Consider the following 14,559-nt stretch of genomic DNA (forward strand, 5'->3'; position numbering starts at 1 on the left):
TCAGTTGACCGTGACCTGGCCCAAGGCCGGCTTCTGTTCCTGCGCCTGATGTTGCGGCGCATAAACCTGAGTGAAACGCACCGGCGGCAGATTGAACTGACCCTTCTGCGAGAAGCGCACCAAGTGACGCAAGCGCATTTCCCCGCTCAAGGCATCCACCGGAATCGCGTAAGCCATTTGCCCCGGCTCGAAACGCGCCTTCTCCAGCGCCGTCGGTTCGGTGCCAGCCTTGCCCATCAACTTGATGCCCCACGTCGTGCGCTCAACATCGGCGCCCGGCGGCAGCGGCACTTCGAGCAGGCCGTAACGCAGCGGTTTCGCGGCTTTGCTGGTGATGATCACTTCGTCCAGATACAGACTGTCGCTGGACAACGGCGGGGCGCCGACCGCTTCGAGTTTGAAGGTGAAGGCTTCGTCACCCGGCACCAATCGAGACAAGCGACGAGTGATGGTCACGGCCATCGGATCGATCGGCGGTTGTTTGGTCCGGTAGCTCAACGCGGCACGCAATGGCCGTTCCTGCGTCCCCGCCAACGACAATACGGCCGGCACCGACGGAGAACCCTGCCACGTCCAATACATCTCACCAGTATCACCGTACTGCTTCTTCCAGCCTTCACCCGGCGCCAGTGCAATGGTCGGCGAAGCTTGTTCGATACTGCGCTGCAACCAGGTCAGCGCCAGGGCACGTTCCAGCGTCGATTGCTGCGGTAGCAAGCGTTGCAACAACGCTTGAACGTGCGCCTGATCGAAGGCCTGCAGCGACAGGTTCAACGCTTCGGCAAACGGCTGCGAGCTGACCGCCAGACGCTGCTGCGCATCCGCCAGTTGACGATTGAAAGCTTCCGGCAGCGTCACCTTGGACTGACGCGCCAGTGATGCCGTCAACACGCGCGCAGCGGCCAGGCCGAGTGCCGAATCCGGATCGCTCATGACGAGGCTGTCTTCACCGTCCTCCATCAGGTTCGCGGCGTTACCCTCGCCCGCTTTCGCCAGATCGTCCATCAAACCACTGAGCAAGGTGTTCACCGGCAATTGCATCTGTTTGGCGAACGACAGGATCAACGCGCGCTGCAAAAACGGCGTGTTTTTGGCCTGCTTCGAATACACCTCCAACACCCGCTGCCAATGCTCCGGCGGCAGGCTGAGCTCCAGCGCTTTGCTGGCGTACCAGTCGGCGTAATAAGCGTAAGCCGTGAGGAAGGCATCCGGCTCGCCGTCCATGCCCCACCAGGTGAAGTTCGCGGAAGGCCCGGCCATTTGCACCAGGCGCAGACGGCTGTTTTGCATGATCAGGCGTAAGCGATCGCGGATTTTCGGGTTCGACGCCAAGGTTGGATACGCGATGCTCAGTGGCAACAATCGACTGGCGGTTTGTTCAACGCCGCCGTATGGATAACTGAGCAAATCATCCAACGCCGAACGGAACAACGCTTGCGGGCTGTCATCCAGACGCAGGCGAATATCCGTCGCGTCCGCCGGCAAGCTCAGCGGTGTATCGCCGCTGGCCACGTCCAGACTTTGGCTTTGTGTAACCTGCCAACCTTCACCGGTGGCGGTCAGGCGCACGGCCAGCGCATCGGCGATTTTGCCGTCCTGCACCAGCTCCGCCGTCCACTCGCCAGTGGCCAACGCGAACGCCGGCAACGCGATGTAGTTGATGCCGTTGTTCAGGGTCACCGGCACCCGCTGATCAATGCCACCGTAATGAATCACCAACTCAGCCTTGACTGGTTTTTCAGCCTGACTGAAGGCGAACACCCCAAGTGCCGGCTTATCGCCGCTGCGGAATTTGGTCGGCCCGCTCCACTTCAAGTACAGCGGTTTTTCCGAACGCACGAACTGTTTCTTCTGGCCGACTTGCCCGCCATCGGCGATGGCCCGGGCGGTGATACGCCAGCGGGTCAGCGAGTCCGGCATCTTGAAGGTAAAGCGGGTTTTGCCGTTGGCGTCGGTGATCAATTCCGGCTGCCACGCGGCGGTGTCGACGTCTTCACGACGCGGGCGTTCCAACACTTTCACCCCGCGTTCGCTGCGGTTGGCTTTGCCCGGTGCGCCGGGGCTGCCCGGCAACGCCACGTCGTAGCTGATGAACGACAGGCTGGCGCTGGTGCGCACGTTGTTGCGGCGCGGGTGGTAGAAGAATTGGTCAATGGTCGGCGCGACTTCCGGTTGCAGCGCGTAGACCATTTCGTCGACCACGCTGACCGTCAGATGCGCCGGAATCGGCTTGCCGGCGAACTGCGTGGTGAGATCGACCGACACCGTATCGCCCGGCAAATACGCCTCTTTATCGGTGACGATGGCCACGTCGATTTGCGGCGCAATCACCTTGATGCCGGCGTTCTGGAAGCTGTACTGACCTCCCTTGGTGTACAGCACGGAGAAGGTCAGGTTCGGCGCGAAATTGTCCTTCACCGCAATGCGCGCGCGGTATTGGGTGTCGCTGAGTTTTTCCATCTTCAGCCAGTCGCCGCCCTTGGACAGAAGCGCCGTGGCCTCGACCTTGTCGCGCTCCAACGACAGCAGCGCATCGCTGATGGGTTCCGGAAAAGTGATCAGTGCCAGGGCTTCATCACCAGCCTTGTACTCGGGCTTATCGAGGACGATTTCGACGGTGCCCGGCACGGCTTTTACGCCGTCGCCAGTGACCGAATGGCCGGTCGCACCGACCACGCGATCATGGTCATCCTTCAACGTCAGGTTGTAAGTGCCCGGACGGTCGAAGGCCACGGTGAAGCCTTTGTCCTTCACGGCAAGTTTGCCGTCCCCGGTGCTCTGGTCTTCCAGACGCACCCAGCTGTAGCTGCCCGGCGTGACCGCTTTGCTCTCTTCGCTGCCACCTTCGTTGGCGTAGCTGAACGCAACTTTGTCGCCTACGGCACTGAACCGCTGCGGTGCGCTCAAGCGGAAACTCGCGGCGCCACGGTCGATGAGGATTTCCTTGGTGGTCTTGACCCGATACGCCGCACCATCGCTGGCAAATACGGTGAGCATATAGCGGCTCGGCTTCTCGGCGGCCGGCAGGTCGAGCGTCGCGTTACCCTTGGCGTCAGTGGTCAGTTCGGTGCTGGTCAACTCCACCGGGAATTGCCCGAGGTATTGCAGTTCGTTGTCGACCATCGACAGTTGCTGGGCACGCAGGCTCAGGCTCAACTTGGCGTTGGCCACCGGTTTACCGTCCGGGTATAGCAGCACCAGGCTGCCCTTGACCGGTTCGCCGGTGCGGTAATCCTGCTTGGCCAGGTTCAGCGAGATTTCGAAGTGCGGCTTGATGTATTCAGCCACGCGGAACGCACTGCTGTAGGTCTGATCCTTGTAGCTGAAACGCAGCTCATAACCGCCTGCCACCGCATTGTCCGGCAACTGGAAACGGCCTTGGGCGCCCGCCTTGGAATCGAGTTTCAACGCCAGCGATTGCAGCGCCGTGCCCGTGGCATCGAGCACTGTCACGTTGACGTCGGCTGCGGTCGGCGCCACCGAATCACGCGCATTCCTGAATTCGCGCCCAACGATTTTCAGCGACACCCAATCCCCCGGCCGGTACAGCGGACGGTCGGTGAAGGCGTAGAGTTTGGTGTCGTAGATTTCGCTGTCGTAGTAGAAGTTCTCGGAGACAAACACACCGCCCTCTTCGTCCTCGCCGATCACGAACGAACGCTCGGGGCTGACGTGTTTCAGACGCAGCAAACCGTCGGTGTCAGTGGCGCCGCTGCTCATCACGCCGAGGCCATCGGTCCACAACACATTCACTTTCGGCACCGAACTGCCTTCGTGTTTGCGTGCGGCCCAGACCACCAGTTCATCGTCGGCGATCTTGCTCACCGCCACAGTGTTCGAGACAAACACCATGGTCGTCGCGCGGTACTTGCCGATCAGCGCTTCCACCAGGTACAGCCCCGGTTTCAGATTACCCAACGGGATGTACACATTGCCCGGCGCGACGCTGACAAACTCGCTGGATGAACCAGCCAGGTTCACTCCCTCAGGTGGCTGGATCGGTTTGGCTTGCCACAGCGGATAGCGGAATTGACTGACCACCGGCAGGCCCGGAATCAGTGCGAATTGCGGTTGGGCGTCGTAAGGCGTTGGCGCAGCAATCGCGGTGCCCATCTTCAGTTCCGGCACTGCCTCGGTGACTTGTTGACGCGACTCGTAGGAAAACGCCCGCTGCATTACGCGACGGGATTTTCGGTACCAGTTGTCCCACAGATACGCGAGCGTATTCGACAGGCCTTCGCCCTTGAACTGGCCGTCACTGACCACGCGGTGCAGGTTCTTTTGGCGCTTGAGGAAATCCAGCGGCTTGTCGATGCGGTACACGCGAATGTCGGCGCCACCATAAGGCTCCATGCGAAACCGGCGATAGTCTCGGCCTGGCGCTTCGAGGCGCACCATCGCTTGTTCGTCGCTGGCGAAACTGCTGTCGGCCAGCAGAAAAAAGCTTTCACCGGCCACCGGCGTATAGCCGCTCGGCTCGACGGTGTCTTCGGCGTTGACCGCTGAATAAGGCAGCACCAAGACCCACAGCAGAGGCAGAAAACGCAACATGCGGGCACCGATCATTGGGAGAGAAAGTTCAGTCGATAGACGCCGATGAAGTTGGGGTTGGCTGCGTCGGGTATCCATCGGGTGTCCTTCCATGTCATGAGTTGCTGCAGGCTCGCGGAACGCATGCCGTTGTCAGTGGGGGGGGGGTGGGGGGGGCATTGTGGAGCCGTTGTGATAGACGATGTAGCGGCCCATCCAGATCATCAGGTGTTGGTCGTCGCCCTGATCGAAAAACATCAGGTCGCCGGGCCGGGCTTGCGCCACGTCGCGGCTAATCAAATGGCTGTTGAACTGAATCAATTTGATCGCGTTGACGTACGGCCCGACCTTGCCACCGCCCTGCTGCCATTGCTGGGCGAGACCGCGCTGCGCTTCGCTCAATTGCAGTTCCGGCGGCAGGTAGCGGTTGGAGAGGCCATTGCTGCGCAGCCATTTATCGTCATGGACTTTCAACGCTTCGTTGGCGGCGAAACGCACCAGTCCCGCGCAGTCCTGCTGATACCAACGCGGGCTCGGGCCTTGGGTCAGTTGTTCCTGGGCGATGCGCACGAACCAGGCACGAAACACCTGGGATTGCTGCACATCGAGCGGTGGCGCCTCAGTGGCAAATGCGCGACTGCCCAGCAACATGGCCAGCAAGCCGAGGCCTCGGATGAGTGCGGTCACAGGGCTTTCCATTCCAGCGGCAGCCAATGCCAGTGGCCGTCGGGTTCACTGCCTTCGGGCAAGGTCAGGGCGTATTTGCCATAGCCACCGAGTTTGCGCAATTTCGGGATCAGGTAAGTTTGCGCCGCGTTGTAAAACACCGGTTCCATGTCCTGCGGCAGGCTGTCGAGGGTTTCCTGTTGCATCAGTTGCGCCATGGACTCCGGGCCGAAGTAGACCGGCATCAACAGGTCTTTAGGCACCACGTCGGCCATCGGCGGGAAGCGTTTGTCGAGGGTGCCGAGGGCCTTGTCCACGAGTTTGTCGTCAAGGGAGAACAGCAGCGTCGAGCCGTGACGGGCGAGGCTGACTTTCAGAAAGGCCTTAGCGGAAATGGCGTCCGGGTCTTCAGCCTCCTTGGCTTTGTAGGGGCCGAAGTTGGAGCTGACCTGACGCTGCCACTGATGCGTTGGACCCTGCTGTTTCTCGACCACCGGGAACGCGTGTTCTTCGACATTGGGTTCAAAGGCGCCGACCATCGAACCGAACAAACTGCCCAGATCACCGTCGAGCTTGGCGCTGTCATCGTCGTTCAGGCTGGCCACCAACAGCGGTGTGTAGAGACGCGAATCGGCATACCAGCACAGGCCGGCGGCACCGGCCATCTGTTCGGTCAGGGCCTGGGCCACGGTGTCTTCGGCGCCGAGTTTCACCAGCAGCGGTTTCTGTTGTTCGGCGGCGAGCGGCAAGGCGACGCAAGCACTGGCGCCCATCGGCATGGCTTGCCAGATCGGTTTGAAATCGAAGTCCGGTTGATTGTCCAGTTCGTCCATGGCGAGGAAGCTGTGCCAGCCCTTGTCGTCCATGTCGAAGCGCAGCCCGGCGAAGTTCGGGATGAAGCGCTGGTAACCCATGGCCAGAACGCTGGAGTTCACCGAGAGACGTTGTTTCACTTGCGGTGTGCGCGGAGGCAGGCCGAAGGCTTCGGGAAACAGTTTGTCGCCGTTCAGCAGTGCCGCCAGCGCCAGGGTCGAAACGCTGCCCGGACCTTCAGCCGGGCCGTTACTCGGGTCGTAAAGTTTGGAGGGATTGGACAGCACCACCAGTTTGTCGCCATGGGAGGCGAACACCAGTGCTTTGCTGTTGTTGTAGGAAAGCTGATACAGCGCCACGTCGTCGGCGCCGACTTTCACGTCACTGAGTTTGGTCAGCTGCGAATCGTCCAGCGCCACTTTCGCCAGCGGCTCCAGCACCTTGGCCAGCCCACCGCGATCCATCACCAGCAGAAAATCCTTGAGCCGGCCATCCGCCCCGCGCCACAGCGCCACGTCGGCTGGTTGATCGAAAAGCTGTTCGATCAGGCTGTCCTGCAATTTCAGGTCATGTTCGTAAATGATCCGCCGCAGACTGCCGATCAAGCCGAGGCGATCGACATGCGTTTCGTAATAGAAGACGAAATCTTCAGTCAGGGTTTCCTTGAGAAACGGCACTGTCAGCAAGTCCTTGGGCAATTGACTCAAGGAATGGGTTTCGAGCAAACCGTCCGGTCGGCTCATCCCCAGTTTTTCGCTGGCCAACTCCGCCGGGGGAGCCTTGGGTTTGTGCATGAACCACCCCAACCCGCCCGTCACGCCGGCCACCAGGCACAGCCCGACCAGCAGCGCCGGCCAACGGCGGGGATCTTTGGCAGCAGGTGCGTCAGCGGCCGGGGAAACAGTCTTTTCGCTCATGTTCACAACGCCCAATTCATCCGTGGTGCGGGATGCTTAATAGTTGAAAGTCTTGACCAGCAGCAGGTCACCGATCGCGCGCAAGGGCACGATGAAGGTCTCGCGTTTTTCGTCGACGGTGTTTTCGTTGAGCACCAGATTGATTTGCGAGGTGATGACCTCGTTCTGGTTGCTGGCCTCCTCGAAGTTATAGCCGCCGCTGCCGAAGTTGCCCCAATAGTTCACGTAAACCAGATAGGTGCCATGCAGGGGCGCGGTCATGGTGAACATTTCCGGGCCGGGGCCGTCCACGCCGTCCGGGTCCAGGCCGCCGCCGTTGGTCAGCGCCGAGTGAGCCCAAAACGCATGCAGGCCGTCAGGGGTAATGATGTGCAGGTCGAGTTCCGCTTTCGGGTCATCCCAACCCAGCACCACACGAATCCGCGCCGGGGTGCGCAGGTTGTTGGCTTCATAGAATTGAACGCGCTTGAGCGACTGGCCTTCGGCACTGCGCACTTCGACGCTGTTGGAACCCGCGCCAAAGGCATACGGCCGGGCGAAACGCCCTTCGTCGTCGGTGTACAGATTCAGCGGATTGCCGTTGACCGCCAACGTGTGCGGCCCACGTTGAGTGCCGATGGCCTTGAGCTGGCCTTCGATCATCGTGCGATTGCGCTGCACACCCCGGTCAATGGGCGGCGTGGGATAGGCAACTTGCGGGTTTTCGCTACGGTCGAGCAGACCGCTAAAGCGCCAGCCGCCGACCGGTTCCGACAGCTCAGCCGTCGGCTCTGCCCAGGCAGCGGTCGCGCAGACCAGCCCCATCGCCAGCAGAAGAAATGAACGCATGTGATGCCTCCTGCCATGCATAACGAAACCTTGCGCCCGATCCTCGGCGCGTTACAGATCCAAATACTGCGTTTCGTCAGAAAGACCCGTGACTATTGGGTCGTAGAAGGCGCGAAGGTTAGCGATTCGGCAGTTTTTTAACAATCGGATACATCTTGATTTGCTGTAGGCATCACGAAGAAGTTGGGACGTGAGCCGAATAGCGATGTTATTCGGCTCACAAAATGAGCCGATTGAGACTATTATTCGGCTCATTCACTCTGGAGTAACCCGTGGTCATGGCACCTCACTGGATTTGGCAACAGCCTGACTGGCCGAATTTCACCTGGCAATCCGAACGTCTGACGCCGCTATTGCGTGAGTGCGTGCAGGCGCAAGGTCGGTTGATGGGCATGGCCAGTGCGGTGGATGGCTCGCTCAGCGCACAGAACGAACTGGATGCGTTGTTACAAAACATCGTGACGTCTTCAGCCATCGAAGGCGAACAGCTCAATGTGGGCTCGGTCCGCTCATCGCTGGCGCGGCGTCTGGGTCTGCCAGTGGTCGATGGCGATAAAGTCAGCCAACGCAGCGAAGGGCTGGCGCAGTTAATGCTCGATGCCACTCAGCACTTTGCGCAACCGCTGACACTGCCGCGATTACTGGAATGGCATACATGGCTGTTTCCCGATCAGGACATGAATGTTGCCGCCCGCTCGATCCATGTCGGCGAATTGCGCGGCGAAGAGCCGATGCAGGTGGTGTCCGGGCGACTGGACAAACCGACCATTCACTTCGAAGCGCCACCACGCCTTGGGCTTGAACAGCAGCTCGATATGTTTCTTGCCTGGTTTGAAACCAGCCAGAAGCAGGACGGGCTCGATCCACTGCTTAGGGCCGGCATCGCGCACTTCTGGTTCGTCACCCTGCATCCCTTTGACGACGGCAATGGTCGCCTCACGCGAACCATTACCGATCTCGCCCTGGCTCAAGGAGAGGCGCAGGCGATCCGGTTCTACGCCATGTCCGCGAGCATCCTTGAGGATCGCTCCGGCTATTACCGAGTGCTGGAAACCAGCCAGAAAAGCTCCACGGACATTACCGAGTGGCTGCAATGGTTTCTGCAAACCCTGCTGCGCAGCTTGCAGCAAGCCATGACCCGGATCGAAGCGGTACTGGGCAAGGCGCGCTTCTGGCAGGCGCATCGGGACGCAAAACTGTCAGCCGAGCAGATCAAGGTACTGAATCGCTTGCTCGATGGTGGGGAGCGAGGCTTCGAGGACGGGATCAGCGCGGCTCAATATCAAGCCGTGGCGAAGGTATCGAAAGCCACCGCGACCCGTCATTTGGTGGAGTTGCTGGAGAAGGGTTGCCTGCAACGCCTGCCCGGTGGTGGACGTAGTACACGCTATCAAGTCCGCTATCCGGATGACTCAACATAATTAAGCCATAAGGTGACCCTGTAGCAGTTGAAGTGGTTGCCGCCGGTGCAGAGGCCGAAATGCCCTGCTTATTTGCCCATAACCCCCATGTCTGCTAGTGTCGCGCCGGTTTAACGTCAACCGGAAATAGCCGCCATGGCCCGCAAAAAAGCTGCACTGGATTTCGAACAATCGCTCGCTGACCTGCAAACGCTGGTAGAGCGTCTGGAGAACGGCGAACTGTCGCTGGAAGACTCGCTGACGGCTTTCGAGCAAGGCATCGGTCTGACCCGCGATTGCCAGGCGGCGCTGGCCCAGGCCGAGCAAAAGGTTCAAGTGCTGCTCGAACGTGATGGCGAGTTGGCCGAGGAACCTTTCGACGCGGATCAGCCAGAATGATTGCAGCGTATTCGGCAACCAGCCAGGCCCGTGTCAACGCGGCACTGGAAACCCTGTTCAACGCCCCGAGCCGTGAACTTGCCCGTCTCTATGAAGCCATGCGCTACAGCGTGATGAATGGCGGCAAGCGCGTACGTCCATTGCTGGCTTATGCGGCCTGCGAAGCGTTGGGCGGCAAGGCTGAGCAAGCCAACGGCGCAGCCTGCGCGGTGGAGCTGATTCACGCGTATTCCCTGGTACACGACGATTTGCCGGCCATGGACGATGACGACCTGCGTCGCGGCCAGCCGACGACTCACAAGAAATTCGATGAAGCCTGCGCAATCCTTGCCGGTGACGGCTTGCAGAGCCTGGCGTTCAGCGCCCTGCTCGACCCGCGCCTGAACGGGGCGGACGCCGAGATCCGCCTGCAGATGGTCAGCGCCCTGGCCGTCGCGGCAGGCCCGGCGGGCATGGTCGGCGGTCAAGCCATCGACCTCGGCTCGGTCGGTCTGAAGCTCGATCAAAAAGCCCTTGAGTACATGCACCGGCACAAGACCGGCGCGCTGATTGAAGTCAGCGTCAAACTCGGCGCCCTGGCCAGCGGCCGCGCCGAGAAGGACGAACTGAAAGCGTTGCAGACCTATGCACAGGCCATTGGTCTGGCGTTTCAGGTGCAGGACGACATTCTCGACGTTGAAAGCGATACCGAAACCCTCGGCAAACGCCAGGGCGCCGACATCGCTCGCGACAAACCGACTTACCCGGCGCTGCTCGGCCTCGACGCGGCCAAGGCTTACGCCCTGGAACTGCGCGATCAGGCCCTGCACGTGCTGCGACCGTTTGACGCGGCCGCCGAGCCCTTGCGTGACCTGGCCCGCTACATCGTCGACCGGCGTAGCTGACAGCGTATCGGCCAAGTTAAGACCAACGCGTGGGCAGGGGGCGATGCATCAGGTAAACTGCCGCATCTTTTATACCTATAACGATTCGCCTGATGCCCACGACGTTTCATGAGATTCCCCGCAAGCGCCCGACCACGCCCCTGCTCGACCGTGCCAACACGCCGGACGGCCTGCGCCGGTTAGGCGAAGCCGAGCTGGAAACCCTGGCCGATGAGTTGCGCCTGGAATTGCTCTACACGGTCGGTCAGACCGGCGGGCATTTCGGTGCAGGCCTGGGCGTCATCGAACTGACCATCGCGTTGCATTACGTCTTTGACACCCCGGACGACCGGCTGGTGTGGGACGTGGGTCATCAGGCTTATCCGCACAAAATCCTCACCGGCCGTCGCGAGCGCATGGGCACACTGCGCCAGAAGGACGGTGTCGCGGCTTTCCCGCGCCGCTCCGAGAGCGAGTACGACACCTTCGGCGTCGGCCACTCCAGCACTTCGATCAGCGCAGCGCTGGGCATGGCCATTGCCGCCCGCCTGCAGAACAGTGATCGCAAGGCCATTGCCGTGATCGGCGACGGCGCGCTGACCGCCGGCATGGCGTTCGAGGCGTTGAACCACGCGCCGGAAGTGAACGCCAACATGCTGGTGATCCTCAACGACAACGACATGTCGATCTCGCGCAATGTCGGAGGGTTGTCGAACTACCTGGCGAAGATCCTTTCCAGCCGCACTTACGCGAGCATGCGTGAAGGCAGCAAAAAGGTCCTGTCGCGCCTGCCCGGCGCCTGGGAAATCGCCCGTCGTACCGAAGAATACGCAAAGGGCATGCTGGTGCCCGGCACGCTGTTCGAAGAGCTGGGCTGGAACTACATCGGCCCTATCGACGGCCACGACCTGCCGACCCTGATCGCCACCTTGCGCAACATGCGCGATCTCAAAGGCCCGCAGTTCCTGCACGTTGTCACCAAGAAAGGCAAAGGTTTCGCCCCGGCGGAAGTCGACCCGATCGGCTACCACGCCATCACTAAACTCGAACCGCTGGACGCACCGGCCGCTGCGCCGAAGAAAGCCGGCGGGCCGAAGTATTCCGGCGTGTTCGGTGAATGGCTGTGCGACATGGCCGCTGCTGATCCGCGTTTGGTGGGTATCACCCCGGCGATGAAAGAAGGCTCCGACCTGGTCGCCTTCAGCGAGCGTTTCCCGCTGCGCTACTTCGACGTGGCGATTGCCGAGCAACACGCCGTGACCCTTGCTGCCGGCATGGCTTGTGAAGGCGCGAAACCGGTGGTGGCGATCTATTCGACGTTCCTGCAACGTGGCTACGACCAGCTTGTGCATGATGTGGCGGTGCAAAACCTCGACGTATTGTTCGCCATCGACCGCGCCGGTCTGGTGGGCGAAGACGGCCCGACTCACGCTGGCAGTTTCGACCTGTCGTTCCTGCGCTGCATCCCCGGCATGCTGGTGATGACCCCGAGCGACGAAAACGAACTGCGCAAAATGCTCACCACCGGCCACTTGTACAACGGCCCGGCGGCGGTGCGTTATCCGCGCGGCGCGGGTCCCAATGCGACCATTGAGAAAGACCTGCAACCGATTGAAATCGGCAAAGGCATTGTTCGTCGTCAGGGCAGCAAAGTCGCCTTGCTGGTGTTCGGTGTGCAACTGGCCGAGGCACTAAAAGTCGCCGAAACGCTGGATGCGACAGTGGTCGATATGCGTTTCGTCAAACCACTGGATGAAGCGCTGGTTCGCGAAATCGCCGGCAGCCACGGGCTGTTGGTGACCGTCGAAGAAAACGCAATCATGGGCGGTGCGGGCGGCGCGGTCAGCGAGTTCCTCGCTCGCGAAAATATCCTTAAGTCGGTACTGCACCTGGGCTTGCCGGACCTCTACGTCGAACACGCCAAGCCTGCGCAGATGCTGGCCGAGTGTGGGCTGGATGAGGCCGGGATCGAAGCGGCGGTGCGTGAGCGTCTGCAACTGCTCAACACTTAAAATTCAAGCCAATGCAAAACCCTTTGTGGGAGCGGGCTTGCTCGCGAATGCGGTGTATCAGTCAGCATTAATATTGACTGATACACCGCATTCGCGAGCAAGCCCGCTCCCACATTTGATTTGTGCTTACCCCGAAATACCACGGATTGCCTGATGAAACTCTCCCCCCTCGCCCTGACGCTGACCCTGCTGCCGGCCGGTCAACTGCTGGCCGACACTTTCGAACGCGATCAAGCGTTGAAACTGCCCGACGTGTTGATCACCGCCAACCGTCAGGTCGAAGCGCGCAACGACAGCCGTGCCGCCAATACAGTGTTCACCCGCGAGGACATCGACCGTCTGCAACCGGACAGCATCACCGATTTGCTCAAACGGGTGCCGGGCGTGCAAGTGGCACAAACCGGCGGGCTCGGCAGTCTGCCGGGGGTTTATATTCGCGGCACCCAGTCGGCGCAAAGCCTGGTGCTGGTGGATGGTCAGCGTATCGGCAACTCGACCTCGGGCGACAGCAACCTGCAACACATCAACATCGAACAGGTCGAGCGCGTGGAGGTGCTTCGCGGCTCCCGTTCGGTGCTTTATGGCAGTGACGCCATCGGCGGGGTGATTCAAATCTTCACCCGGCGCGGCGGCGAACAAGGCCTGCAACCGCGGATGCACGTGGGATTTGGCAGCAACCAGACTTGGGAACGCAGCCTTGGGCTGTCCGGTGGCGATGAGAAAACCCGCTTCAACCTCGGCGCCAGCCTCAATGAAACCGCCGGGATCAATCGCACACGCGAGTCGTATCCCAGCGACAGCGATCATGATGAGTACCGCAATCAATCGGTCAGTTTCAGCCTGAGCCACGCACTCACCGATGACCTTGAAATCGGCGCCAATGTGCTGGATAACCGGGGCAAAAGCGAGTTCGACAACCCGTTTGGCCGCTTTGACCTGAACACTTTTCAGTCAGTCCAGCAGCAGCCTTACAGCGATTTCGAGGTGAGCAGCGTCAGCAGTTACGTCGACGCACGGGTTAACGATGCCTGGAAGACCCGCGTCGAATTCGGCCACAGCGAAAACCGCGAGAAGACCCTCGACAAGCTCAGCGATGAGCGCAGCGTCTTCAACACCTACCGCGACTCGGTGAACTGGCAAAACGACCTGACGCTCACCGAGCGCAACAGCCTGATCCTCGGCGGTGACTGGTACGAAGACCAGATCAACAGCAGCACGCCCTTCGACGAAGACAGCCGCTGGAACCGGGCCGCCTTTGTTCAGCATCACTACCAGGCGGACAGTTTCTCCACCGAACTGGGCCTGCGCCGTGACCAGAACCAGCAGTTCGGCGGCCAGAACAGCTGGAGTGGCACCTTCACCCTGCCGCTTAACCCGGGCAATGATGTGCTGCTGACGTACAGCGAAGGTTTTCGCGCACCGACGTTCAACGACTTGTATTACCCGGATTTCAGCAACCCGGACCTGAAACCTGAAACATCAAAAAACTATGAGCTGCAATGGCGTAGCCAGTTAACAGAAACCAGTCGCCTGGAAACGTCGCTGTATCGCATCGATCTTGAAGACGCGATTATTTTCGGCAGTAACTCTCAGCCAGAGAACGTGGCCTCGGCGCGGATCAATGGTTTCGAAGCAGCATTGAAACAGGAATTGTTCGGCTGGCAGAGCAACCTTGGCGTAGCGATCATCGACCCGCGCGACCGCGATACCGGCCATACCCTCGCCCGTCGTGCACGGCGGACGTTGAGCCTGGACCTGGATCGACAGTTTGATCGCCTGGGCCTCGGCGGCAGCTGGCAAGCGGTCAGCAGCAGTTATGACGACTTGAACAATCAACAGTCGTTGGGTGGCTACGGCTTGTTGGGGTTGCGCAGCAGCTGGGAACTCAATCGTGAAATCACGCTTGAGATGAAGCTCGATAACCTCCTGGATAAAAGCTATAGCCGGGCAATGTATAGCCATGAGGGCAGTCAGTATGGGTATCGCGAGGAAGGTCGGGCGTTGATGTTTGGGGTGACCTGGACGCCGGAGATCTGACCTGAGGTTTGTGGTGTTTGGGCTGGCCTCTTCGCGAGCAAGCCCGCTCCCACATTAAATCGGGGGCAGACATACTTTTTGTGCGCGACACCTA

At 60.4% G+C, this 14,559-nt stretch carries 8 protein-coding genes and 1 pseudogene; 5 read left to right on the top strand and 4 right to left on the bottom strand.

From position 1 onward, the window contains the following. The 4 genes and pseudogenes from ACA048_RS26065 to ACA048_RS26080 all read right to left on the bottom strand — a co-directional run bounded on the left by ACA048_RS26065 (nucleotide 1) and on the right by ACA048_RS26080 (nucleotide 7,754). Nucleotides 1-4,566, bottom strand: coding sequence for an alpha-2-macroglobulin family protein (locus ACA048_RS26065; protein WP_497629933.1), 4,566 nt, complete (start codon nucleotides 4,564-4,566; stop codon nucleotides 1-3). Further along, nucleotides 4,563-5,229 (bottom strand): annotated as a pseudogene (locus ACA048_RS26070) (DUF1175 domain-containing protein). Before ACA048_RS26070 ends, ACA048_RS26065 begins: the two are co-directional and overlap by 4 nt. Beyond that, a complete protein-coding gene (locus ACA048_RS26075) occupies nucleotides 5,214-6,926 on the bottom strand; it encodes a DUF2138 domain-containing protein (protein ID WP_497626882.1) in 1,713 nt (570 codons plus the stop codon). Before ACA048_RS26075 ends, ACA048_RS26070 begins: the two are co-directional and overlap by 16 nt. Before the next feature lie 36 nt (nucleotides 6,927-6,962). After that, complete coding sequence (locus ACA048_RS26080) at nucleotides 6,963-7,754, bottom strand: YfaP family protein (RefSeq protein ID WP_497626883.1); 792 nt, start codon at nucleotides 7,752-7,754, stop codon at nucleotides 6,963-6,965. A 278-nt stretch (nucleotides 7,755-8,032) separates the two neighbouring features. Here ACA048_RS26080 and ACA048_RS26085 point away from each other — a divergent pair, with 278 nt between their 5' ends. The 5 genes from ACA048_RS26085 to ACA048_RS26105 all read left to right on the top strand — a co-directional run bounded on the left by ACA048_RS26085 (nucleotide 8,033) and on the right by ACA048_RS26105 (nucleotide 14,465). Continuing rightward, nucleotides 8,033-9,175 carry a Fic family protein gene (locus ACA048_RS26085; RefSeq protein WP_497626884.1) on the top strand — a complete coding sequence of 381 codons (1,143 nt, stop codon included), beginning with the start codon at nucleotides 8,033-8,035 and terminating at the stop codon, nucleotides 9,173-9,175. Nucleotides 9,176-9,310: 135 nt separating this feature from the next. Then, a complete protein-coding gene (locus ACA048_RS26090) occupies nucleotides 9,311-9,553 on the top strand; it encodes an exodeoxyribonuclease VII small subunit (RefSeq protein ID WP_007894317.1) in 243 nt (80 codons plus the stop codon). Then, complete coding sequence (locus ACA048_RS26095; RefSeq protein ID WP_497626885.1) at nucleotides 9,550-10,437, top strand: polyprenyl synthetase family protein; 888 nt, start codon at nucleotides 9,550-9,552, stop codon at nucleotides 10,435-10,437. Before ACA048_RS26090 ends, ACA048_RS26095 begins: the two co-directional genes overlap by 4 nt. Before the next feature lie 92 nt (nucleotides 10,438-10,529). Next, nucleotides 10,530-12,428: a 1-deoxy-D-xylulose-5-phosphate synthase gene (dxs, locus tag ACA048_RS26100; protein ID WP_497626886.1), complete on the top strand. Its 1,899-nt coding sequence runs from the start codon at nucleotides 10,530-10,532 to the stop codon at nucleotides 12,426-12,428. A gap of 153 nt (nucleotides 12,429-12,581) precedes the next feature. Further along, nucleotides 12,582-14,465, top strand: a complete 1,884-nt coding sequence (locus ACA048_RS26105) for a TonB-dependent receptor domain-containing protein (protein WP_497626887.1) — start codon at nucleotides 12,582-12,584, stop codon at nucleotides 14,463-14,465. Nucleotides 14,466-14,559: the final 94 nt, after the last annotated feature.

The organism is Pseudomonas sp. LBUM1659, assembly GCF_059716045.1.

Bases quoted from the DNA above. Each gene is read 5' to 3' on its own strand.
- ACA048_RS26080 (WP_497626883.1), bottom strand. From the start codon at position 7,754: ATGCGTTCATTTCTTCTGCTGGCGATGGGGCTGGTCTGCGCGACCGCT.
- ACA048_RS26085 (WP_497626884.1), top strand. From the start codon at position 8,033: ATGGCACCTCACTGGATTTGGCAACAGCCTGACTGGCCGAATTTCACC.
- ACA048_RS26095 (WP_497626885.1), top strand. From the start codon at position 9,550: ATGATTGCAGCGTATTCGGCAACCAGCCAGGCCCGTGTCAACGCGGCA.
- ACA048_RS26105 (WP_497626887.1), top strand. From the start codon at position 12,582: ATGAAACTCTCCCCCCTCGCCCTGACGCTGACCCTGCTGCCGGCCGGT.
- ACA048_RS26075 (WP_497626882.1), bottom strand. From the start codon at position 6,926: ATGAGCGAAAAGACTGTTTCCCCGGCCGCTGACGCACCTGCTGCCAAA.
- ACA048_RS26090 (WP_007894317.1), top strand. From the start codon at position 9,311: ATGGCCCGCAAAAAAGCTGCACTGGATTTCGAACAATCGCTCGCTGAC.
- dxs (WP_497626886.1), top strand. From the start codon at position 10,530: ATGCCCACGACGTTTCATGAGATTCCCCGCAAGCGCCCGACCACGCCC.
- ACA048_RS26065 (WP_497629933.1), bottom strand. From the start codon at position 4,566: ATGATCGGTGCCCGCATGTTGCGTTTTCTGCCTCTGCTGTGGGTCTTG.